The 21,994-nt window shown below is 57.6% G+C and carries 19 protein-coding genes and 2 pseudogenes; 9 read left to right on the top strand and 12 right to left on the bottom strand.

All coding sequences use genetic code 11. The features are described 5' to 3' along the window. Positions 1–96 precede the first annotated feature (96 nt). From AC1RP7_RS02070 to AC1RP7_RS02060, 3 genes and pseudogenes are all read right to left on the bottom strand, one after another. A complete protein-coding gene (locus AC1RP7_RS02070; protein ID WP_057715310.1) occupies positions 97–1,038 on the bottom strand; it encodes a GlxA family transcriptional regulator in 942 nt (313 codons plus the stop codon). A 227-nt stretch (positions 1,039–1,265) separates the two neighbouring features. After that, positions 1,266–1,397: pseudogene (locus AC1RP7_RS02065) on the bottom strand (IS30 family transposase); the annotation flags it as partial. A 322-nt stretch (positions 1,398–1,719) separates the two neighbouring features. Continuing rightward, positions 1,720–2,262 (bottom strand): annotated as a pseudogene (locus AC1RP7_RS02060) (patatin-like phospholipase family protein); the annotation flags it as partial. Positions 2,263–2,922: 660 nt separating this feature from the next. Here AC1RP7_RS02060 and AC1RP7_RS02055 point away from each other — a divergent pair. From AC1RP7_RS02055 to dsdC, 3 genes are all read left to right on the top strand, one after another. Further along, positions 2,923–4,263, top strand: a complete 1,341-nt coding sequence (locus AC1RP7_RS02055) for a GntT/GntP/DsdX family permease (protein WP_057715308.1) — start codon at positions 2,923–2,925, stop codon at positions 4,261–4,263. A gap of 43 nt (positions 4,264–4,306) precedes the next feature. Then, positions 4,307–5,659, top strand: a complete 1,353-nt coding sequence (dsdA, locus tag AC1RP7_RS02050) for a D-serine ammonia-lyase (protein ID WP_493182362.1) — start codon at positions 4,307–4,309, stop codon at positions 5,657–5,659. A gap of 161 nt (positions 5,660–5,820) precedes the next feature. Next, the gene (gene dsdC / locus AC1RP7_RS02045; protein ID WP_223504323.1) at positions 5,821–6,789 is read left to right on the top strand and encodes a DNA-binding transcriptional regulator DsdC; all 969 of its coding nucleotides are present in this window, start codon (positions 5,821–5,823) and stop codon (positions 6,787–6,789) included. A gap of 8 nt (positions 6,790–6,797) precedes the next feature. Here dsdC and AC1RP7_RS02040 read toward each other — a convergent pair whose 3' ends face one another. Beyond that, a complete protein-coding gene (locus AC1RP7_RS02040; protein ID WP_493182360.1) occupies positions 6,798–7,415 on the bottom strand; it encodes a LysE family translocator in 618 nt (205 codons plus the stop codon). A 184-nt stretch (positions 7,416–7,599) separates the two neighbouring features. Between AC1RP7_RS02040 and AC1RP7_RS02035 the strand changes: the two genes are divergently transcribed. Next, complete coding sequence (locus AC1RP7_RS02035; protein WP_090457843.1) at positions 7,600–8,052, top strand: Lrp/AsnC family transcriptional regulator; 453 nt, start codon at positions 7,600–7,602, stop codon at positions 8,050–8,052. Positions 8,053–8,232: 180 nt separating this feature from the next. On the opposite strand, the gene AC1RP7_RS02030 is transcribed toward AC1RP7_RS02035, so the two are convergent. Continuing rightward, entirely contained in the window at positions 8,233–8,688 is a 456-nt protein-coding gene (locus AC1RP7_RS02030; RefSeq protein WP_349736163.1) for a VOC family protein, read from the bottom strand. A gap of 186 nt (positions 8,689–8,874) precedes the next feature. Here AC1RP7_RS02030 and arsN2 point away from each other — a divergent pair, with 186 nt between their 5' ends. The 3 genes from arsN2 (at position 8,875) to AC1RP7_RS02015 (ending at position 10,596) form a co-directional block, all read left to right on the top strand. Next, positions 8,875–9,324 carry an arsenic resistance N-acetyltransferase ArsN2 gene (gene arsN2, locus AC1RP7_RS02025; RefSeq protein WP_493182359.1) on the top strand — a complete coding sequence of 150 codons (450 nt, stop codon included), beginning with the start codon at positions 8,875–8,877 and terminating at the stop codon, positions 9,322–9,324. Between the two features lie 150 nt (positions 9,325–9,474). Further along, complete coding sequence (locus tag AC1RP7_RS02020) at positions 9,475–10,248, top strand: ParA family protein (protein ID WP_340315778.1); 774 nt, start codon at positions 9,475–9,477, stop codon at positions 10,246–10,248. A 132-nt stretch (positions 10,249–10,380) separates the two neighbouring features. Further along, on the top strand, positions 10,381–10,596 hold the full coding sequence (locus tag AC1RP7_RS02015; RefSeq protein ID WP_057715303.1) for a hypothetical protein: 216 nt from the start codon (positions 10,381–10,383) through the stop codon (positions 10,594–10,596). A 201-nt stretch (positions 10,597–10,797) separates the two neighbouring features. On the opposite strand, the gene puuE is transcribed toward AC1RP7_RS02015, so the two are convergent. Both puuE and AC1RP7_RS02005 read right to left on the bottom strand, forming a co-directional pair. Beyond that, positions 10,798–11,691, bottom strand: a complete 894-nt coding sequence (gene puuE, locus AC1RP7_RS02010; protein WP_154862268.1) for an allantoinase PuuE — start codon at positions 11,689–11,691, stop codon at positions 10,798–10,800. Further along, complete coding sequence (locus AC1RP7_RS02005; protein ID WP_493182357.1) at positions 11,691–12,563, bottom strand: GNAT family N-acetyltransferase; 873 nt, start codon at positions 12,561–12,563, stop codon at positions 11,691–11,693. Before AC1RP7_RS02005 ends, puuE begins: the two co-directional genes overlap by 1 nt. A gap of 422 nt (positions 12,564–12,985) precedes the next feature. Between AC1RP7_RS02005 and AC1RP7_RS02000 the strand changes: the two genes are divergently transcribed. Next, a complete protein-coding gene (locus tag AC1RP7_RS02000; RefSeq protein WP_090454898.1) occupies positions 12,986–14,848 on the top strand; it encodes an ABC transporter ATP-binding protein in 1,863 nt (620 codons plus the stop codon). Positions 14,849–14,967: 119 nt separating this feature from the next. Here the strand turns inward: AC1RP7_RS02000 and AC1RP7_RS01995 are convergent, their stop codons facing one another. The 4 genes from AC1RP7_RS01995 to AC1RP7_RS01980 form a co-directional block, all read right to left on the bottom strand. Further along, positions 14,968–15,399 carry a bleomycin resistance protein gene (locus AC1RP7_RS01995; RefSeq protein WP_218498429.1) on the bottom strand — a complete coding sequence of 144 codons (432 nt, stop codon included), beginning with the start codon at positions 15,397–15,399 and terminating at the stop codon, positions 14,968–14,970. Positions 15,400–15,559: 160 nt separating this feature from the next. After that, complete coding sequence (locus AC1RP7_RS01990; protein WP_493182354.1) at positions 15,560–16,912, bottom strand: SLC13 family permease; 1,353 nt, start codon at positions 16,910–16,912, stop codon at positions 15,560–15,562. 169 nt (positions 16,913–17,081) lie between these two features. Continuing rightward, on the bottom strand, positions 17,082–17,876 hold the full coding sequence (gene scpB, locus AC1RP7_RS01985; protein ID WP_223504335.1) for a methylmalonyl-CoA decarboxylase: 795 nt from the start codon (positions 17,874–17,876) through the stop codon (positions 17,082–17,084). Continuing rightward, a complete protein-coding gene (locus tag AC1RP7_RS01980) occupies positions 17,873–19,102 on the bottom strand; it encodes a CaiB/BaiF CoA transferase family protein (RefSeq protein ID WP_057715296.1) in 1,230 nt (409 codons plus the stop codon). Before AC1RP7_RS01980 ends, scpB begins: the two co-directional genes overlap by 4 nt. Before the next feature lie 180 nt (positions 19,103–19,282). On the opposite strand from AC1RP7_RS01980, the gene AC1RP7_RS01975 reads away from it, so the two are divergent. Next, a complete protein-coding gene (locus AC1RP7_RS01975) occupies positions 19,283–20,227 on the top strand; it encodes a LysR substrate-binding domain-containing protein (RefSeq protein WP_429521976.1) in 945 nt (314 codons plus the stop codon). 291 nt (positions 20,228–20,518) lie between these two features. Here AC1RP7_RS01975 and AC1RP7_RS01970 read toward each other — a convergent pair whose 3' ends face one another. Next, entirely contained in the window at positions 20,519–21,451 is a 933-nt protein-coding gene (locus AC1RP7_RS01970) for a universal stress protein (RefSeq protein ID WP_493182350.1), read from the bottom strand. Between the last annotated feature and the right edge of the window lie 543 nt (positions 21,452–21,994).

Raw genomic sequence — 21,994 nt, 5'->3', positions numbered from 1 at the left:
GTGTAACCGTGGTTAACGGAGATACGTCTAGTCATGGCCCGGACTTAACTGGTCCGGGTCGCAAAATTCAATTCAATCCCATAGTGATCAGCATTCCTAAACTTCCGCCAATCGCGCATTGCGTCGCAGAACCTGCGGGGGCTGCCCGAATGCACGCAAGAATGCTCGGCGCATTCGCTCTGTATCGATAAAACCGGTTTCGGAGGCGACTTCGTCTATTGAATGACGGCTTTGCTCTACCATTACCCTCGCTGCCTCTAAACGAAGGTGTTGGACTGCTTTGGCGGGCGATTGTCCGGTTTCGGCTCGAAACGCTCGACTGAACTGCCTTGGGCTCAGATGGGCTGCCATTGCCAGTTCTTCTACTGTAAGTGGGGCGCGCAGGTTCTGGCGGGCGTGTGCCAATGCACGTTGGATGCGATCGGACTTGGCGTCTAACTCCAACAGCGCCGAGTGCTGAGACTGTCCGCCGGCACGTCGATGATAGACGACCAAGTCTTGGGCAACCCTACGGGACAGTTCCGGGCCAAAATCCTTCTCGATCATGCCAAGCGCCAAGTCTATGCTGGCGCTCATCCCGGCGGAGGTCCAGATAGGTCCGTCGATGATGAAAATTCGATCGTCCTCTACATGTGCTTTCGGAAACTGTTTCTGAAGATCGCGCGCATGAAACCAGTGCGTGGTGACTCGTCGACCATCGAGCAATCCTGCTTCACCAAGTATAAAGGCCCCCGTGCAGACCGATGCAGTGCGCCGTGTGGACTCGGATGCCTTACGCAGTTGCGTTATCAAGTCAGACGGAGAGGGTGCCGGATGCATCGAGCCAGTGACGATCAGCGTATCAACCTTGCTGCTCGACAGCGGACTCGTTTCAACAGGGGCACCAAACGAGTTGGGAACAGCGCCACCGCTCTCCGAGAGGAGTCGGATGCCATACAACGGCTCATTCGCCGTGCCGTTAGCGAGTTCGAACGCGGAAACTGCTGCCAATCCCATGATTTGGAAGCCGTGCGGCAAAACAAAGCCAATCGTGATCATAGAACAAACCTCTGTGGCCTGACATGAGCTATACGAGTATTTCAAGCCATGGTCAATCACCTTGCATCCCACTCGGCCCCTGAGAAAATGCCGGTCGACTCCCTTGTTATTCAAAGGTCACGAAGGCGGGCTGTAATGTGAAGGTCGGGGTCTATAAGGAATAGATCGGCGGTAGGGGCATTCGCGCTGCCAGGTGGAGATTTGGTTTCTGGCCATTGGCTGTGGATTCAACCGGTCGACGCAACAGATTGGCTTAATCGTTCAGCGGGTGTTTCGTAGTTCAGAGTTTTCCGAGGGCGGTGATTTATGCCACGGATAGCCCTTCGCGCCGAGTTGAAAGGCGTAATCGAATAAACGCTTCATGTACTCGCCATCGAATTTCTTATTGCGCGGAAAGTAAAAGTCGGAGCCAATGTACGCAAGATTGAAATCCGCTCCATCCTGCTGCGCCATACGGTAAATTCGCTCCAGGTCGCTGATCCCCTGAGTTTGAATCAATGCACTGATGGCTCGACCGCCGATGCTCAATGTACGGCGTTTCGTCCCGGACCACTGCGGCTCCAGTGTCCCATTACGAATGACATAGAAATGCCGTTCGAGTCGCAAAGGTGCTCCAGTGGCTCTGTTCAGCGCCATCTTTGTGCCAGGTGGGTAAAGGAACACCTGAGTGATTACCCCACCGTCCACGTGCATTTCCTGAAACTGTTTGCCGTCAACGTCTACATCGATCATGACGGGTGAGACGGCGCCGGGAATACTCATCGACGCGATCATGATGTTGCGGAAGAGGTCGAGCGCTCCCGGTGCTTCGCTTGCGGCAATAGTGCCCATGTTCCAAGTGACTGGCCGCCCTGAGTCAAGGTCGGTTGTGCCGATCAGCAGGATTCGCCCTTTGGCGTATTCCGATGCAATCGCCGCAAGAATTTCCGCGGTGATGTACTTTGTGATGAGCCGCGACAGTGGCTTGCTGTCCGCTATACCGTCGCTGGCAAGACGGGTCAGCACGTTTCGCGAATGAAAAACGTCTTTTGGACCGATGGCGTTGGCGATATACCGAATGACTTCGTCGTACTCGGATCCCAGGTAAGCGAACGGGGCGACCAGGGCGCCCGCGCTAATGCCCGTGACGACCTTGAACATGGGGCGAGTCCCATGCGTGGTCCACCCCGTAATGAGTCCTGCTGCGAATGTGCCTGCGTCACCGCCTCCCGAAACTGCCAGCATATTTGCCAGCGGCAGGATGTTGTTCGGTTTCCCTGCCTTGGCGAGAGCCTCGCTCTCGCGTTTGTTGCCCTCAGTTGCATCCTGAATGAACAGAGTCAGGTCGTGGTCCAACCAATAGCGAGCATTGGGAATGCCAGGGATGACCGCTTTTTCCGTTAACGTTTGCGGCACAGCATCACGGCGCGGCAAGCCCCCTTGCAGGAACATGTTGAGAGTCGAGGCGCCTGGTCTGAGCGCGAATGGTTTCAAAACGCCTCCTCCGGCCCCTGCAGTCGACAGCAAGCGCGCGCTCATCGTACTCGAGAAAGTCCTTACCCATGGTGCCCGAGATGTCTACACGCCAGCCGACTGCGACACATCATTCGAACGCCAGACAGCTCATTTTGCGCTCCTTGACATGATAAAAAAACTCATTGGCCGCGCGCTCAGGTTCATTTGGCCTGCGAGGCTTGCTTCCAGGCTTTGATAGCCTCCAGTCCCTTGTAGATATGGCTGGAACTTTCATCACTTCACGCCATGCACTCACCATAGATGACCTCATGTCATCCATCCCTTGAAAATCCATCCTTTGTCAGGTCCCTGTGTTGCGCTCTCTAATGCCGAAAAGCTGAGTGACCAAGATCACTTGTTTCAACAATAAAAGCTCTTTCAGGAGATTGTATGCACAGTGGTCCCACTCTATTGGTGGTGTTGTTTTCCGCCATCATTCTGATCGTTTTTCTAATCGTCAAAGTGCGTGTCCACGCATTCCTGGCCTTGACCGCAGCGAGCTTTGTGGTGGGCATCGGTTCCGGCATGCCACTGGCGCAAATGGCCTCTTCCTATGAAAAAGGTGTCGGTGGAACACTCGGATTCCTGGCAACGATCATTGGCCTTGGCGGCATACTCGGCAAGATGCTGGAAGAATCCGGTGGCGCGGAGCGCATTGCCCAGACGCTATTGAGCACCCTGGGTAAAGAGCGTGCCTCATGGGCCATGATGCTAGTAGGGTTTATCGCGGGCATCCCGGTGTTCTTCGAGGTTGGATTCGTTCTGCTGATTCCCCTGATCTATGTGGTCGCCAAAGAGACCCGGATCAACCTTTTGTACCTGGGCGTGCCCTTGGCCGTGTCGCTGATGGCAGTTCATTGCATGTTGCCCCCGCACCCCGCCGCGATGGCCATCACCGGGCTGCTGGGCGCCGATGTCGGCAAGGTTATTGTGTATGGCCTCATTATCGCGCTGCCTACCGCCATCATTGCCGGGCCGCTGTGGATCAAGCTGGTCTGCAAGAGTGAAGCGCCTGACACTCAAGAAGCTTTTCTGGACGAACATTGCGTTGACAGCGCGACCCGGGACTTGCCAGGCCTTGGCTTGACACTGCTGACCATCCTGCTGCCACTGCTGCTGATGGTCGGCAAAAGTTTTGCGGCCGGACTGCCCCATGACTCCGGGCTCTTCAGCATCGTTTCGTTCCTGGGGACGCCGCTGATAGCACTGTCCATTGCTGTGGTGTTCGCTTACTGGGCGCTGGGTTTGCGCCGCGGCTTATCAATGCCTGACTTGCTCGCGCACACTCAGAAGAGCTTTCCTCCGCTGGCCAGCATTCTGCTGATCATCGGTGCCGGTGGGGCATTCAACGGCATCCTGGTCGACAGCGGCGTGGGTAACGCGCTGTCCGGCTCGTTGACGCAATTGAACATGAATCCCATCGTCCTGGCGTGGTTGGTGGCAGGGCTGATGCACTTCGCCGTCGGTTCAGCAACGGTGGCAATGATCAGCGCCGCCGGCATGGTGATGCCGATGCTGAGCGCTCATCCCACCGTGAGTAAGGAAATTATCTGCATTGCCATCGGTGCCGGCGCCATTGGCTGGACCCATGTGACGGACTCTGCCTTCTGGGTGGTCAAGGAGTACCTGGGTGTCTCACTCGCCGAAGCGTTGAAGAAATTCACCTCGGCCACCGTACTGGCTTCATTGATCGCGCTGGGGCTGACCCTGCTGCTGTCGCAATTCGTTTGATTCAACCCGTATTTTCCGCCTGATTGTTTAAAGGGATCACGCCATGATTTTGGGCAAGACACTTGAAAGCTGGTACGCCAGTTATCCTTTGATTCGCGATCTGGTCGCGCTGCAAGAAACCACTTGGTTCAACCCTGCCGTGGCGCCGGTCGCGGAATCGATTGGCGATGTGGGGTTGACGGCCGCAGACGTCGCCGATGCCAGCGCGCGACTGACGCGTTTTGCTTCTTACCTGCGGCGCGCGTTTCCGGAGACGGAGTGCAGTGGCGGCATTATCGAATCGGACATTCTGCCCGTACCACACCTGCAGCAATTGCTCGGCGAGCGCTACGGTCAGGCGTTGCAAGGGGCGCTGTGGCTCAAGCGGGACAGCCATCTGCCGATTTCGGGCTCCATCAAGGCGCGCGGTGGCATCTATGAAGTGCTCAAGCATGCCGAAGACCTGGCGTTGGCCGCGAATCTGCTGACGCTTGATGACGACTACGCGGTGCTGGACAGCGATAAGGCGCGTGCCTTTTTCGGCCAATACAAAATAGCCGTTGGCTCGACCGGCAACCTTGGCATGTCCATCGGCATCATGGGGGCGGCATTGGGTTTCCAGGTGACCGTGCATATGTCGGCGGATGCGCGGCAATGGAAGAAAGACAAGTTACGTTCACACGGCGTTACCGTTATTGAGTACTCCTCCGATTACAGCGTGGCCGTCTCGCAAGGCCGTCAACAAGCGGAGTCAGATCCAGCCTGCCATTTTGTGGACGATGAAAACTCGGTCAACCTGTTCCTGGGCTACTCGGTGGCTGCCGAGCGCCTGAAAAAGCAATTGGCAGCGGCTGACATCACCGTGGATGCGCAACATCCATTGTTTGTTTATCTGCCCTGTGGGGTGGGTGGCGCGCCTGGCGGCGTGGCCTTCGGCCTGAAGCTAGCCTTTGGCGACGCTGTCCATTGCATCTTCGCCGAGCCCACACACTCGCCATGCATGATGCTGGGCGTCTATACCGGCCTGCACGACGAAGTGAGCGTGCAAGACTTCGGCATTGACAACGTGACGGCTGCGGACGGCCTGGCCGTCGGACGCGCTTCAGGTTTTGTCGGCAAGGCCATGCAGCGCTTGCTTGATGGTTTCTACACGGTCAGCGACGAGGAAATGTACAGTTTGCTGGCACTGATGGAGCGCAGCGAAGGTGTGCGCCTCGAGCCATCCGCGCTCGCCGGCGTGCCCGGCATTGCCAGAGTCCAGGCCGACCAGCAGGGCTACCTGGCGCGCGCGCGCCTGGACCGTCAGGCCATGGTGCAAGCCACCCATCTGGTTTGGGCAACGGGCGGCAATATGGTGCCTTGCGACGAGATGGAAGCTTATCTGGCCAAGGGCCGTGAATTGCTCGCCAAAGGTTAATCTGGTCTGAATGGACCCGAATTGCCTGGACTCGACAGAGTTCTCGCTGATTTAAGCCTGAACCGGATGTGGCAAGATCAACGTCTTGCCACATCCGTTACGTTTGCCCGCTGGAAATGCGTACAACGCAAGGCGGCTTTTGGGTTTGAGGGAAAACTGTCGTGCTCAACCTTCCTCCACGTATCAGCTCCAGGCTCAACAGCAGCCAGTTCGCGAACCTTCACACCTTTTTGGTTGCCGCTCGTCATCTGAGCTTCGCCCGTGCGGCAGAGGAGCTGTGTTTGACCGCAAGCGCCGTGAGCCACCGTATAAGTCGTCTGGAAACCGCCTTATCCATGAAGCTGTTCCAGCGCCTGACCCGGCAGGTCAGCCTGACCGACGAAGGCGAGCGTATCTTCGAAATACTCCAGAATGCGATGGGAGAATTGTCCGAGGCACTCGAGCAATCGACACAGGCGGAAATTGCCGGCTCGATCGCGCTCTATGTCAGGCCTTCCATTGCCCAATGCTGGCTGGTTCCCAGGCTGGCGGATTTTATCGAGCGATATCCCTTGGTGTCATTGGACCTGCGGGTAGGCAATGACAATGTCGACTTTCGAACCCGTAAAATCGACTTGGCCCTGTACTACGCCAATGGCGAGTTTCCCGGGTTGACGAGCCATCGGTTGATGCGCGAGCGGCTGGCCCCGGTGTGTAGTCCCGAGTATGCGCGACGCCATCGCCTGGAGGAGAACCCGGACAACTTAAGGAACTGCACAATCTTGCATGACTCCCTGGCGTGGGATCATGCGGCCTATGATGCCGAGTGGACGCTTTGGGCAGAGCAACACAACATGCTCGCGGCACTTCCCAAACGTAGCTTGACCTTCGATCGCTCTGATTTATGTGTGACCGCAGCCATGAACCACGCCGGCATTGCGATTGGCCGTCAGCAGCTTGTGCAGAAGCGGGTTGATCGCGGCGAGCTCGTCCTGCCGCTCGCTGAATTCAGCCGCTCAGGCCACTACGATTACTATCTGGTTCACCCGTCGCTCGGCACTATCCCTAAGCGACTGCTGGTTTTCATGAACTGGCTACGAGAATGCGCACATCAATCATCACCTCTGGATGAGAGCGACGACCTGTCCTGATGAGGCAATCAAGCCGGCATCTGTTCGGTAAACAGCGTCACGGCGATGATGATCATGATCGCTCCGGAGAAACGACTGACCCACTGAGCGGCGGCTGGGCGTGCCTTTAGAACAACCTGTGAGCCAAAACCGACCAGGAGATAAATAACGCCACAACTGACGGTGTGGACGAGCCCGAGCACAATCATCTGCGTCGGTACAGGCCAGGGGGCAGTGGCATCGGCAAACTGGGGCAAGAGCGCCAGGAACAGCAGGAACACTTTCGGATTCAAGCCGCTGACGCAAAGCCCCTTGAGCGCCCAGCGCAACCATGAGCCTGACGCCTGAACTTCATCGGTGTGGGGTGTGGAGGGACGGGTGAGCATGTTGATGCCCAACCAAAGCAGGTAACCCGCCCCGGCGACCGTCAGCACTGACATGACCCCAGGATGGTTGGCGACCAGGGTGCCGACACCAGCGGCTACTACCAATGTGGCAATCAGGTGGCCGGATAGCAGTCCGCCCACAGCCGGTATGACGACGCGATGCTTCAGGCCAGCGGATATCGCGTAGGCCCAATCCGCTCCGGGCGTAACGACGAACAGAAACGACACCGCCCAGAAGGCAACAAAGACATTGAAGGTCATGGCGTCACCCACGCCCGTTCATCAATCATCGCGTTATTCATCATCCCGCCTCTCATAGGCCGCCCCTCTTGTTTCCTGAAGAGGAGTACGGCTGTTAATGGATGGGGGAAGATTAATGAAATGTTGTTAGAATTAACTTTCAAAGGTGGTCGTATTTTCGTCGCAGTGAGGGAGATTATTCTACGTGGACAGAACTGACCGGAAGATTCTTGCCGAGCTGCAAAAGGATGGCCGTCTTTCGGTCACTGAACTTGCTGAACGCGTCGGCTTGAGCCTTTCACCCTGTCATCGGCGAGTGCGGGCACTGGAGGACTCCGGTGTATTGCTGGGCTACCGTGCGCAGCTTGATCCCGGTGCACTGGGCCTGAATTTTTCCGCAATGGTATTTGCCACGCTCCGCGAGGGTGACCGGCAAGCCGTCGAGGCGTTCGAGGCGGCGCTCATTGAAATACCTCAGGTGGTCGATGCCCAAAGGTTGTTTGGGGAGCCGGACTACCTGCTGCACGTCATTGCCCAGGACTTGCCCGCCTTTCAAAGGCTTTACGATGAGAGCCTCTCGACATTGCCTAATGTGCAACGGCTCACCTCGACCCTGGTCATGAAGCGGGTCATTCAAGACAGACCGCTACCATTGTGATCGGCGCGGCACATCTTCTGTTTATTTCAGGATTTTATGGGGGGAGGCTGCTTCTGACCGGTTCTGTTGAAAAAGTAGCTCCCCTGTCTGTCAGTGCTGTTTTGGAGGTGCTTCTCGGGCATGCGAAAAATGGGTATGACCGTTGAATCCACAGCAAGCAGACGTTTATCGCCGCATCACTCAGGCAAATGCAGCTTCTACAAATGCCTCTAGCGCCTTTTCTTCCAGGATTTCGATAGAGAAGTGCCCGAAGCGCTTGGGCAACCAGATAATGCGTGTCCCGGACGGGGATTGCAGGTTGGCGCGGGCCAATGGCTTTCCGTTTTCGTCTTCTGGCTGAACACCGGCGACCATCAGTTCGTCATAGGCCTTCTCGATGTCCGGCGTCGAATAGCAGTGGCGATAAATCATCCCTTCACCCGAGGAGTCCAATAGCTCCCTCAGGTTCCCGGCCAACGGCTGTACTAACATGAAACGCTCTTGACCGATCAGCGCAATCGCGTAGCGCACGTGCAGACCACCTCGCTCCCAGACGAGCGTTTTGGAGATCTTGGCGTTCAGTATCTGTACGTAGTAAGCACAGGCTTCGTCGAGATTCTTGACCAATACATCGATGTGACTGAACTTCAGTTCCATTGCATGCCTCCTGCCGACCCTGCGTCCTATTGACCTTGGATGAGAAATGGGTACCGATCTTGAGAGTGCTCAATCACAGACCAAGGTCAGCATGCCATTAACCGCTCTCTTGCGTTGCAGTGATCTTGTCGACACCAGTAATTACTACCGTGAAACTCAGTGAGTCAGAAGCAAGGGGGGGCGGCAATGCAGGCAAGAAAAGTAGGGCCGAGTGATCTGGAACATCTGTGTAAGTCATTAAGCCAGGCAGGGCTGCCCTTCAGTGATGTCAGTGAACCAGATCGACAGTTTTACCGGTTCGAAGTGGATGGGGAGTGGGTGGCTTATGGGGGGCTCGAGGGTGCGGGTTCCGATCTGTTGCTTCGCTCAATAGTCGTTTGTGAGACGCATCGTGGAGAGGGGCTGGGTAAAGCGGTGTTGTCTGAACTGGAACGCTATGCGGTCTCTCAAGGCGCAGTCCGATTGCACCTGTTGACTCAAGGCGCTGCCGGTTTTTTCTCTGCCAATGGATACGAACTGCTTGGCAGGGACGAGGCGCCTGCGGCTATCACCCAGACAGTTCAATTCAAGCATTTGTGCCCTGCATCGGCGAAGTATCTGCGCAAGTTGCTTAACGGTCCCCCTTGTACTGATTAGTCATTGATGTGCATCAGCACTCCGAGTGATTGAAGCTGGCCTGATGGACGGGCTGTCGTAAAACTGTAATGTTGCGGTCATAGAATTGAAATGACTACTTAGATTTTCCTTCAGTTGGCCTTAGGCCACTTTCATGGATGAGCAAGCCCGATGCGTCGTGTCGTATTCAATCAGAAAGGTGGTGTTGGAAAATCCAGCATTGCCTGCAATCTTGCCGCTGTAAGTGCTGCCGAAGGTTACCGAACGCTGCTGGTTGACCTCGATCCCCAGGCAAACTCGACTCACTACCTCACGGGACTACTCAACGAGCGCATTCCCGCAGGCATAGCCGATTTCTTCAAACAGACACTGTCCAGCGGCTTCGAAGGCAGAAGGAATCGAGTGGCCATAACCGAGACCCTTTACGACAACCTTCACCTGGTGGCTGCCAGCCCTGAACTCTCAGACATTCAGGCAAAACTTGAGAGCAAGTTCAAGATCAACAAGCTACGCAAGTTATTGGTTGAGCTGTCCGGGGATTATGAACGCATCTATATCGACACACCTGCGTCGCTGAATTTCTACACATTCAGTGCACTGGTGGCTGCCGATCGAATACTGATTCCGTTCGATTGCGACAGCTTTTCTCGTCAGGCGCTGTATCGCGTTCTTGCGCAGGTAGAAGATCTACGTTGTGATCACAACGAATCACTGGAAGTGGAAGGGGTGGTGGTTAACCAGTTCACTGAGCGCACTGGCATGCACCAAAGTCTCATTGATGAGCTGTTGGCAGAGGGTTTACCTCTGCTACCGGTTTACCTGAGCAGCTCCGTCAAGATGCGTGAATCTCACGAAGTTTCAGTCCCTCTCGTCCATTTGGCTCCTCGCCACAGGCTTTCGCTGGAGTTTGTTGGCTTGCTGGATGCCCTGGAGCGGGCCGCTTAGCTTCATCACTGATGGATTCGGCTAGCGTCGACTCAGCCGGAGTCGGCGATTCAGAACCCGTTCGTGCAGCTGAAACACTGGCGAAACATTCCAGCCTTATGATTCGCGTCACTGAAACCTGGGGGGTTGGAGATGAATCGGCCATCAAGAAGCATGCGCAAACTGCTCGACTCCGTCGCAACCAATAATGAGGTAGCGGCGCTTGATGTGATGCGCGCAGCAGAACAGCTCCAGGACGAGGTGCTTCGTCAGCGGTTGCTCAACATGATTCACCAGCTCAACCGCGATGCCAATGACTTGCGGATGGCGCGCGACGATATCCAGGGCGGCACCATAAAGCTCGCATGAGCAGTCATCTCTTCTGGATTCAGCCGGTGGATCCCGCCACCACCGCAGCGAAGTTGTTCATTGTGGATTAGCGGATTGAGGTGTTGAACCGCATAGCGCGCCCACCCGATTTGTTTGTAGCCAGCACGGTCGCGTACTGGGGGTCGAAACATATTGCCGCATCATTGAGCGTGGCTCAGGCCGTCCCGAGCCACTTATCACTCAGGCGGGGAATTGGGCAATCCAGTGCCTGGCAATCTCTTCGCGCCTACAGATCCACACTGCGTCGTGGCCTTGCACGTAATCCAGAAAACGCGCCAGCGCCATCGCACGACCAGGATGGCCACTGATCCGCCCATGCAGGCCGACGCTCATCATCTTCGGGTGGTGCGCGCCCTCCTGCCACAGCAGGTCGAAAGCATCCTTGAGCAGCCGGAAGAAGTCTTCACCGCAGGCGAAACCATTCGCCAGCAGATAGCGGGCGTCGTTGTTGACCAGCGTGTAAGGGATCACCAGGTGGGCGGGCGAGCCCGGGAGCCAATAGGGCAGGTCATCGTTGTAAGCGTCCGAGCTATAGAGAAACCCACCTTCCTCACGCAACAGGCGGCGGGTGTTCTGGCTGACCCTTCCTGTGTACCAACCTGTGGGGCGTTTACCGCAGATCTGCTCGATCACGTCGAGGGTGAGGCGGATATGGCGCCGCTCCTGGTCTTCAGGCATGTCGCGATAGTCCAGCCAACGGTAGCCATGCCCGGCAATCTCATGTCCGGCAGCGCAGAGCGCATGGCCAATCGCCGGGGTGAGTTCCAGTGCTCGGCCGACGGCGAAAGCGGTCAGCGGCAGGCCTCGGGCGTTGAACAGCTCCAGAATGCGCCACACACCTGCGCGCGATCCGTATTCGTACATGCCCTCTACGCTCAAGTCCGGTTCCCCCACACGCGGCGGACGGCCCGGTAGCTCGTGAAGCCAGGCCTCCGACTGTGCATCGCCATTGAGGATGCATGACTCCGCGCCCTCTTCGATGTTGAGTACGAACTGGACCGCGACGCGCGCCTCACCGGGCCAGCGCGGGTGGGGTGGGCAGCCGCCATAACCGATGAGGTCGCGAGCGGACATCAGCCCAGCTCGAAAGTCGTGACGCCGAACACACGTTCGTGCGCGATCGCCGGAGGAGGGCCGAGGTACATGCGTGCGCAGCCGAAAACTTCGATCATGCCCTGTTGGTGCACGAGCGCCATCGCGGCGGGGTTGTTCTGCGGGACATCGAGAAACAGCGGGCCACCCTGCGCAAATTCCGCCAGGCGCGCGTAGAGGGCATTGGCTGCCAGGCCGTCATCGGCGAACAAGGGGCCGATCTTGCAGCCTTCCCGGCAGCGCCTGATTACGCCATAGCCGCTTAGCCTGCCCTCGCGTCGGCAACCCACGGCGAGTGCATCGGCTTGGGCTATCCATCCGCTCAGGAAGGTTGCGCGCGCGGCGGGGAAGCAGGTGCGGTCGTAATCGACAACCTGATCGAGCGGGAAAGTGGCCAGCGGGACGATGTCTTGGTCGTCTACTTGCGAGGTCGCCAGGCGTTCGGTGATCTCGGCACGAAAACGCATGTTGCGATGGGAGAAGACGAAACCGCCCTTGGCGTAGTAGTCCTGCATCGCGAAGACGCCGTCCATGCCGATGCTCGCGCCTGGGCGCAGGCGGGCGAGGAGTCGCTCGCGGCGTGCGTGCCAGAGGGTATTGCCCAGACCTTGACCGCGATACTCAGGCCGGACGATGAAAAAGCCCATGAAACCGAATTCGCCATCGTAGGAGGTGATGGCACCGCCGCCGATCAATTCGCCGCCCCGGGACGCCGCGATGAAGGCGGCAGGGTCCGTCGCCCAGAACAGCTCGGCATCGTGAAGACCGGGATTCCAACCCTCACGGGCAGCCCAATCGACGAGCTCGTCCAGCTCGGGACGGGTCATGTTGCGTATGACCAGCTGATTCGACACCGCGAAGTTCTCCTCAGTCGCTAATCGAGCGTGTGGTCCATCCCCACTCTGAACCCTTTCGGTATAGCTTCAACCCGAGTTTTGATCCAGTTCGTCACGTCACCTGCAGAATATGTTTGGTCCCATTGAATTGTCCTGAGCGCGAGGCCCGGTTGTTTTCTGCTGCGGAAACCATGGTCGACTGTTTTCAACCGAGTCGGCCGAAAGCGGTCCTTGGATGAACGTCCGGTCTTGGCCAGTTCCCTTCGATACCGGCCGATTTATCCCTGCCGACCGGGTCTCTGGCAACGTTTGATAGCCCGCACCCGGCAACCCAATCCTGGGAGCGACCTGCCAACAGCGCCACACCTCAACTTCGCAAAACCCTCAAAGCAACCGTTCAATGGCAGAATCTCCTCAACTTGATCGTTTTGGAGAACACCATGCTTCGTGCGTTTGAACGAAGGCTCGACCCCTTTCCTCCTGACGAGGTACCACCGCCACCCGATGGCCTGGCTCGCTTTCTGTGGGCCTGTACGCGGGGCGCCCGCGGTTACATCCTTGCACTTGCGCTACTAAGTGCCGGTGTGTCGATTTACGAAGCCTGGCTGTTTTCCTTCCTCGGGCAGGTCGTGGACCTGCTCTCGACCTGGCAGGCAGGCGGTGAAGCGGCTGCGCAGGAAAGTCGCGTGTTGTGGGGCATGGGCATCGTAATGGTGACCAGTGTCGGGCTGGTGGCATTGCGCACCATGGTGCAGCACCAGATATTGGCGATTAACTTGCCGTTGCGGCTGCGTTGGGACTTCCATCGCCTGATGCTGCGACAAAGCCTTTCGTTTTTTTCCGATGAGTTTTCCGGCCGAGTCACTACCAAGGTGATGCAGACTGCGCTGGCGGTGCGCGACGTGCTATTCACCCTTATCGAGATCGCACCCGGGATCGGGGTGTATTTCATTGCGATCATCGCACTGGCCGGTGGCTTCGCTCTGAAACTGATGCTGCCTTTCGTTGCCTGGGTCGTGTTGTTCGGCCTGGCCATGCTGTACTTCGTGCCCCGTCTGGGGAAAGTCGGGCAGGAACAGGCTAATGCGCGGTCGATGATGACCGGGCGTATCTCGGACGCCTACACGAACATCACTACGGTGAAGCTGTTCTCCCACTCCAATCGTGAAGCGCACTTCGCGCGCGCAGCAATGGAGGACTTCAAGCACACCGGCTTTCGCCAGATGCGCCTGGTAAGCCAGTTCGAAATCGTCAACCAGGCATTGGTGGTGGCGTTGATCATGGCAGCGGGTGGTTATGCCCTGTGGCTATGGCACCAGGGTGAGGTCGGCGCAGGTGCCGTGGCGGCAATCACCGCCATGGCGTTGCGTATCAATGGCATGTCGAACTGGATCATGTGGCAAATGACCTCGCTGTTCGAGAGCATCGGCACCGTGCAGGATGGCATGGCAACGCTGACCCAGGGCACCAAGGTGCAGGACGCGCCGGGTGCCGGCGTGCTGGTGACCTCCGGCGGCGCGGTAACCTTCGATAAGGTGAGCTTCAATTACAATGGTGAACGCCAGGTGCTCGATGGCCTGAGCCTGAGCATCCGCCCGGGCGAAAAAATCGGCTTGGTTGGCCGCTCTGGCGCCGGCAAATCCACGCTTATCAACTTGCTGCTGCGTTTCTATGACGTCGACAGCGGGGAGATTCGCATCGACGGCCAAAACATCGCACAAGTGACGCAAGACAGCCTGCGCGGCTGCATCGGTATGGTCACGCAGGATACCTCTCTGCTGCACCGTTCCATTCGCGACAACATCGCCTACGGCCGTCCCGATGCGACCGACGCGCAAATCCGCAGCGCCGCGGCCAATGCCCAGGCCGATGAATTCATAAGCCAATTGAGCGACCGGCAAGGCCATACCGGCTACGACACCCTTGTGGGGGAGCGCGGCATCAAGCTGTCGGGCGGCCAGCGCCAACGCGTCGCGATTGCCCGGGTGATGCTCAAGAACGCCCCGATCCTGCTTCTTGACGAGGCCACCAGCGCGCTGGACTCGGAAGTCGAAGTGGCCATTCAGGAAAGCCTCGATGAAATGATGCAGGGCAAGACTGTGATCGCCATCGCCCATCGGCTGTCCACGATTGCAGCCATGGATCGGCTCATCGTCATGGATGACGGACGCATCATCGAACAGGGCACCCACACCGAATTGCTCGGGAAGAATGGCGTCTATGCGCGGCTTTGGCAGCATCAAAGCGGCGGGTTCCTGGGGGAGGATAAGGGCGTGGTAGAAGAGGCTATGGATCAGGCGTGAGTGTGAAGGGTACGCAGCAGGGGGAGGGGCGCCGACTGGCCGATAGCTGCCTGACGCGATGGGCAGCTACCGACCGGTTGAGTCCACAACACAAAGCTGACGGTCGGCTTGGCTCAGATTCAGATTGAGCAAGCCGGTCTCTCACCCAACCGCTCTACCAACCTTACGAGATAACCGTCGGGATCCTGGACGATGAATTCGCGCTGGCCTACTTCTACATTGTCCGCCCGATACCAGGTGTCTTTGCATTCTCGATAGAGAGGAAATCCAACCTGATCAAGTTTTTGGATGATGGGTGCGACAGCCTCAACATCAATCTGTAGGTTGATGCCTCTTCCAAACGGCTTAGTCAACGGCGCAGTCAGCCATTGACCCGCGTCCGAATCAACCTGCTCAAGCATTACTTGAGCACCATTCAAATCAAGGTATGCAAATCCATCTTCCGGGCGTTGATAAGCTACTTTGAACTCCAGGCAATAAACCCAAAAAGCCAGGCTGCTATCCAGGTTGCTTACCATTAACTCCGGAACCAGTTTGTTACGTTCGAACATGAGATGACTTCCATTTCAAAAGGCTCATTTTTGCGGGCGGGCAGGTTCTGCACTTATGGCTTCGATTCTTCCCTTCCGAAAATCGTGCAGGAATTTACCCCTCGTGGCCGGTGACGGAAAAATTGAGTCCATCAGGCTGATCAGGGCCTGACCCGAAAGCTCAGAGCACCCCGGGCACCACCAGGGTCAACCAGGCAACACAGGGTCCCACCAGGGCAACCACCGCGCTATAGATCAGCAGACTGCGCAACACTTTTTCTCGTTCCAGCGGGGGGGTATTGGCAACCACCAGCGCACCATTGGTGGAGAACGGGCTGGTGTCGACGATGGTGGTGGAAATGGCGATAGCCGCGACCACGCCGACCGCACTGATGTGGCCCTGGCTCAAGAATGGCACGGCCAGGGGAATGATCACCCCTAGCAACGCCGTGGACGAAGCGAAGGACGAGATAATTGCGGCCGTGAAGCACAGCAGCAAAGCGACCAGCAGCGGCTCACCCAAGCCGGAGATGCCATGGGCGACATAGTCGATGGTACCGATGGTCTGCATCACTCCGATGTAAGTGATGATCCCGGTAATCAGCAGAACAGTCGACCAACTGACCTTGTCGATGGCCGCCTTCTGCGCCTTGGGCGCGAACATGGCCAGGACTACCGCGACCGTCATGGCCACCAACCCGATATTGAACTTGAACACTAATGCCGAGATCGCCAGGGCCAACAGCCCGACCAGCGTCGACAGCTTGGCCCCGTCCAGGCCGCTGAGGGTATGTAGCGGCGCACCGGCACCCGTCAGGTCAGTACGATGATAAGCAGGGGACGCCGGCGTACCACCGTGGCCAAGAATGGCCAGCGATGCACCGGCAGCATGCAATTCGGGACCGGACGGGACCACCACCATTGACACGCGAGCGCTACGTAAACCACCGAAGACTACGAATACCACCATGGCAATCCCCAGATTGAACAGCAGGCTGGCGATGAACAGAGTGAACGGTGCATAAGGCAGCCCGGAGGACGCAACGATCTGATTGGTTATGCCACCGAAAATACTCACAGGGGAGAAACTGCCGCCTTGAGCGCCGTGAATCACCATCAGTCCCATGAGCACGGGGTTGATGCGGTACTGCAAGGCGAAGTTGAGAGCAATAGGCGCGAGGATGGCTGCCACCGCAGGGCTCAGCGCACCGAAACCGGTTAGCAGCGCCGCCACCACGAACATCACCCAGGGTATCCAGGCGACATGGCCACGCACCATCAACACTGCCCGTTCGATCAGCCAGTCGATGGTGCCGTTGTTCTGGGCGATGCCGAATAAATAGGTGACACCGACCAAAGTCAGGAACAGGTCACTGGGAAAACCGGCGAAAATGGTCGCCGGTGTCATGTCCATTATCACCGAACCGACGATAAAGACCGCCGCGAACGCCAGCGCGCCCATATTGATGGGCAACACGCTGGCGATGCCGAAAATGACCACCAGCACTAAAATCGACAGAATTTCATTATTCATTTCAATCTGACTCCCCGCATTCGGACGGTCCCGCAGGTACCGTCCTTGTTGTTATTGTCTCGGGATGTTTAGCAATCGACTCGCGTCGGGCCGAGCGTGACGAAACGAGGAAGCGTGGCTTGCCTGCGAAGTCGATCGTACAAACACAGAAGCTTTCAACGCTGTCGTGCTAATTGCCATTAAATGCTGCTGGTCGGCGCTCGGCAAAGGCTGCCAGTCCTTCGCCAAAGTCAGCGCTTTCGCAGGCTTGTCGGCGCAGTTCGGCAATCTGCTCCATCGCCTGCACCGGAATCGGTTGCAGGTCTTCGAGGATACGCAGCTGTTCCTTGACCGCCGCAACGGCTAGCGGCGCTTTGCAGGCGATGCCGTGCGCCAGTTCCAGCGCGGTCGCTTCCAGCACATCAGTGTCGACCAGTCGGTTGACCAGACCAAACCGTTCCGCCCGCACCGCATCGAGCTTTTGTGCAGTGAAAAACATTTCCTTCAACACGTGAATCGGCAAATTGTTGAAGAAGCGCAGCAATCCACTGGTGGTGTAGGGCAATCCAATGTTCACCGGAGTCATGGCAAAGCTTGCGCTGCGGTCCGCGACGACCATGTCGCAGCTCATTACCAGATCCACCGCGCCGCCCCACACCGAGCCGGACACCAGGGCAACCACCACGCCGGGATAGGCGCGGATGCGGCGCAATACCTGTTCGAGCGGTTTGCCATAGGCAATCGGGTCGCGGTCGTGTTGCAGTTCGCGGATATCGTGGCCGGCACTCCACACGGATTGGCCGACTTCGCAGCCGAGGATCACCACCGGGATGCGTTGTGACGCCAGTGCGATGAGACTTTCGTCGAGCGCCGTCAGCAGTTGCGCGCTGAGTGCATTGCGGTGTGTGGGGTTGCTGAAGACCAGCCGCGCGATGCGTTCATCGACCCGGTTGACGGTCACTGTTGTGGAAGAGGCTGAATTCATTGTGCGGCTCCTGTCGATTGCGCGCCGGTCATGTCATCGGAATTCTGGAACACTATTTTAGCGGCGAGCAGTGCGTTGATTGATGCAGCGTCGAAACCGGCTTCGCGCAATACTTCGACGGTGTGTTCGCCAAGCAGCGGCGGTGGGCGGCTGACAACGCTGTCATTGGCGCAGAACACCGGGGTCACTACCTGACGCAGTGCACCAAGGGTCGGGTGCGTGAGTGTCTCGGTCAGTTGGCTGTGCAGCACCTGCGGGTCGTCGAAGACCTCATCGAGTGTGTTGATCGGGCCGGCGGGTAATCCTGCGTCGACGAACAGCGAGGTCCACTCGCGTTTGCTGCGGGTTTTCAAACGACTTTCCAGAATCTCTCTCAATTCGTCACGACGTTCGACCCTCGCTTCATTGGTGGCGAAGCGCGAATCGTCCGGCAGCTCGGGCAAATCGAGCAGTATGCACAAACGCCCCCACATGGCCGAGGTGATCGGCGCCAGATTGAGCGGGCCATCCTTTGTCTGGAACACGCCGTAAGGTGCAATCACCGAATGGGCGTTACCGGTGCGGCGCGGCACATCCCCCAGGCTGAGGTAGCGTTGGCCGTGCACACTCAGCAACCCGACCAGACTGGCCAGCAGCGACGTGCTGACATGTTGGCCACGCCCGGTGCGCTCGCGCTCGAGCAGCGCAGCCAGCACCGCTGTCACCAGCCACATGCCCGAAGTCAAATCGCCGATGGCGGTGCCGGTGCGTGTCGGGTCGCCATCGACGAAACCGGTCAGGCTCATCAGCCCCGAGTAGCCTTGGGCGATCTGGTCGAAGCCGGGCCAACTGCTCATCGGCCCGTCGGCGCCAAAGGCGTTAATGCTGCCCAATACCAGTCGCGGATTGCGGGCGCTGAGCACCTCATAACCGAGGCCCATGCTTTCCAGCGTGCCAGGTTTGAAGTTCTCGATGACGACGTCGGCGTCATCGATCAACTGCTGGATGGTGGTCAACCCTTCGGGGGTGCGCAAGTCAATGCACATGCCGCGCTTGTTGCGGTTACACGATAAGTAGTAGGTGCTCACGCCACGGTCGAAGGGCCCCCAGGTGCGGCTCATATCACCAGTCGGGCCGGGCTCGATCTTGATCACATCGGCACCGAGGTCTGCCAGCACCATGGTGCAGAACGGCCCGGACAGTGCGCGACTCAGGTCGACGATTTTCACGCCTTGCATAGCTTGCATAGGGTTCTCCATTGAAGGGTTGAATACCGGTCATTGCACTAAGGCCTTTGAAGCGCCATTCGCCTGTGACGACCGTTAGCGCTTCGTGTTGTGAGACGAGTCTAGGCGCCGTATCTCATAACCTTCAAATATGATATTTCTCTACAGTCATCGGAAAATCATATGACTTGGGAGGTACACATGGACCTGCGCCAGTTGCGGTATTTCATCAAGGTGGTCGAGTGCGGGAACATCACCCGCGCCAGTGAAACGCTGCATATCGCGCAGCCAGCCATCAGCCAGCAGATGCGCAACCTGGAACAGGACATGGGCATGCAACTGCTCGAGCGCAGCGTGCATGGCGTTGTTCCCACGGCGGCTGGGCAAACGCTTTATCGGCATGCCATCGAACTGCTGCGCCAGGCCGACGGCACCCACGAACTGCTGCGCCAGGACGCCGAATTCCCGCAAGGCAAAGTCTCGGTCGGCATGCCGTCGAGTACGGCGCGCATGCTGGCAATTCCGCTCGCACGCACGATTCGCAGCCGTTATCCGGGTATCAAGTTGGAATTGATTGATTCTCCGAGCGCCGAACTCGGACGTTTGATCACGGTAGGGCGAGTGGCACTGGCGGTGAATGTCGATGTGGTCGAAACCCGGGGCATGGCTTTCCGACGGCTGTTAACCGAAACGCTGTACTTGGTGGCGTGGCCGGAGTTTTCATTACCGGATGAACCGGTGTCGATTGAGGCATTGGCGAAGATGCCGCTGGTGCTGCCCTGTGCTCCGAACACCATTCGCAGTCGGGTCGAATTTGCACTGCAGGAGGCCGGCCTGAAATGCGAGGTTGAATTCGAAGCCAATTCCACCGACCTGTTGTTCTCAGCCGTCAAGGCGCAGCTCGGTGTCACGATCCTGCCGTGGGCCGCAGCCCATGTTGAGCTTGTGCAACACAGGCTCAAACTGGCCAGGATCGATCATCGACTGTTCAAGCGGGATCTTTCGCTGTGCTGGCATGACACGGTTGTAGAGAGCAATGCCGTGCAGAAGGTCAAGTCGACCATTTTCGAGCTGTTCGAGGCGTTCGAGCGGCAGCCGGGGTGGGCAGATGAACCTGTCAAAGGAAGGAACCTCCAAGACTACTGACAGGCTATATTGGGTCGGAAGTAGTCGTTCGTGAGTGGCTGCTTTTTTGCCGGTTTCTGCCGGTCACGAAGGACCGAGATCGACCCAAAGCCGACGATCACAAGTGCCGAAGAAACACGTGGCAATTCATCCTGCAGACATGTTTGCTTGCAGATTCCGGTGCAGGCCGGCCTCGCCTTCTTCTTGGCACGGACTGACAGGACGGCAGGTCTTGGTTACTGAGTGAGTCTGCATGGTTGGCCTGAGGTGCTATGCCAAGGCAGTTGGTTGGCCGGTGCAGTTGACTAACTCCTAAGTATGTGGCCGATGGTTATGATGGTTATACGGCCAAGAGGATGCTGCCGTATCGGCCGATGGACTCGCTGGTGGAGCGGCCAGTTCTTCCAGGTGGGTGATGATATCGTCCGGTTTGAGCACCAGTACGTCGCTGTCCAGGGTGTCCAGAATCATCTCGGCGGTGTTGCCGATCAATGCGCCGGACAGTCCGGTGCGGGCCACGCTACCGATCACCGTGAGCACGGCTTCGAGCTTGTGCGCGATGTACGGGATCAGCACATCGGCAGGACCTTCCTCGATATGCAGGCATTCGTCGCTGACGTCGAATTCGGCCTGGAATGTCTTGCACAGTTCGCGATAGAGAGCCTGAATGCTTTCTTTGAGTTGGAATACAGAGTCGGCCGCCGACAGCATGGGGTAGGGGTGGGCGCTCAACATGTGAAGAGTGCCGCCGGCCAGTGTGGCGATGTCGTAGCCGTGGCTGACGATGCCGGAATGCAGGACGCGATGCTCCATATCACTGCTGCCAGCATCGATGGCCGCGAGAATAGCGCCACCGGTCCAGGGTCTTGCGGTTTTTACTATAAGCACCGGGCTGGGGCAGTATCGCAGTAGCTTCCAATCCTCGGGGGTGAGTAGAGCCTTCATCAGCGGGGTGTCGGGCAGGTGCTGCTTGATCACCAGGCCGCAGCCCTCCGCTTGTTGGGCGGCTATGATGGTCTTGTGTGAACTCCCATGCCAGTCCTGCTGGGTGCTGACGCTATAACCCGCTTGTACTAGGCCGCCTTGCATTTCGTTCAGGTAAGAGGAATGGTGGTGTCCCTTGTCGCAGGCCAGCAGATGCAGGTGCGACCGGGTGGCACTGGCAATCATTTTGGCTCTATTCAGGATCAGGTCCGTGGACTGCTGCGAATCTACCACCACCAAGGTGTTACGAATGGTGTGCATGAGAGTCTTCCTGTGCGTGAGTACAGTTTTTATGTGGGGCGGCGGCAAGGGCGTTCTTGGCCTTGCCCGCCCGTCAACCGGAAGCTCACTTACCGACATCATGCACGCGATAGCTAAAATCGAATTTTGCCCGCTCAGTGCGATTGTTAACGCTTGAATCGAACTGGCATTAATTACCGGAACGGCTGCTGATCGCTCATGCAACTGCGCAAGTTGACTCCACAGCGCTGGCGCTGTTGTTCCAATGCATCTATATTTATTTGAGTTGTAACGCGACCGGTACACTTGGTGCCGGATGATGCGTTACTTCTTGCTACTTGCGCCGGTGGCAAAGAAAGCGCCTGAGTGTCTGCCGCTTTAAATACCGTGTTTGCCTGCGCTTATCCGCCCGCGCAAATGCTACGCGCAGATGGATATCCCCGACCTTGGTGGAATAAATCGAGTTGTTCTTTTGCGGGCATTTACTGCGCGCTCAACTCAATGGCTGAGTATGGTGGCTATTTTGATTAAAGTTTAGGTTGTTGGTCGACTGAGTTAGTTGAT

The sequence above is a fragment of the Pseudomonas sp. GW822-FHT01E03 genome, assembly GCF_058802985.1.
This window is presented reverse-complemented; position numbering and strand designations above follow the sequence as displayed.

What these genes read in the sequence shown, in the direction of transcription:
- AC1RP7_RS02070 (WP_057715310.1), bottom strand. Translation starts at nt 1,038, where the DNA reads ATGATCACGATTGGCTTTGTTTTGCCGCACGGCTTCCAAATCATGGGA.
- AC1RP7_RS02055 (WP_057715308.1), top strand. Translation starts at nt 2,923, where the DNA reads ATGCACAGTGGTCCCACTCTATTGGTGGTGTTGTTTTCCGCCATCATT.
- dsdA (WP_493182362.1), top strand. Translation starts at nt 4,307, where the DNA reads ATGATTTTGGGCAAGACACTTGAAAGCTGGTACGCCAGTTATCCTTTG.
- AC1RP7_RS02040 (WP_493182360.1), bottom strand. Translation starts at nt 7,415, where the DNA reads ATGACCTTCAATGTCTTTGTTGCCTTCTGGGCGGTGTCGTTTCTGTTC.
- AC1RP7_RS02030 (WP_349736163.1), bottom strand. Translation starts at nt 8,688, where the DNA reads ATGGAACTGAAGTTCAGTCACATCGATGTATTGGTCAAGAATCTCGAC.
- arsN2 (WP_493182359.1), top strand. Translation starts at nt 8,875, where the DNA reads ATGCAGGCAAGAAAAGTAGGGCCGAGTGATCTGGAACATCTGTGTAAG.
- AC1RP7_RS02020 (WP_340315778.1), top strand. Translation starts at nt 9,475, where the DNA reads ATGCGTCGTGTCGTATTCAATCAGAAAGGTGGTGTTGGAAAATCCAGC.
- AC1RP7_RS02015 (WP_057715303.1), top strand. Translation starts at nt 10,381, where the DNA reads ATGAATCGGCCATCAAGAAGCATGCGCAAACTGCTCGACTCCGTCGCA.
- puuE (WP_154862268.1), bottom strand. Translation starts at nt 11,691, where the DNA reads ATGTCCGCTCGCGACCTCATCGGTTATGGCGGCTGCCCACCCCACCCG.
- AC1RP7_RS02000 (WP_090454898.1), top strand. Translation starts at nt 12,986, where the DNA reads ATGCTTCGTGCGTTTGAACGAAGGCTCGACCCCTTTCCTCCTGACGAG.
- AC1RP7_RS01995 (WP_218498429.1), bottom strand. Translation starts at nt 15,399, where the DNA reads ATGTTCGAACGTAACAAACTGGTTCCGGAGTTAATGGTAAGCAACCTG.
- AC1RP7_RS01990 (WP_493182354.1), bottom strand. Translation starts at nt 16,912, where the DNA reads ATGAATAATGAAATTCTGTCGATTTTAGTGCTGGTGGTCATTTTCGGC.
- scpB (WP_223504335.1), bottom strand. Translation starts at nt 17,876, where the DNA reads ATGAATTCAGCCTCTTCCACAACAGTGACCGTCAACCGGGTCGATGAA.
- AC1RP7_RS01980 (WP_057715296.1), bottom strand. Translation starts at nt 19,102, where the DNA reads ATGCAAGCTATGCAAGGCGTGAAAATCGTCGACCTGAGTCGCGCACTG.
- AC1RP7_RS01975 (WP_429521976.1), top strand. Translation starts at nt 19,283, where the DNA reads ATGGACCTGCGCCAGTTGCGGTATTTCATCAAGGTGGTCGAGTGCGGG.
- AC1RP7_RS01970 (WP_493182350.1), bottom strand. Translation starts at nt 21,451, where the DNA reads ATGCACACCATTCGTAACACCTTGGTGGTGGTAGATTCGCAGCAGTCC.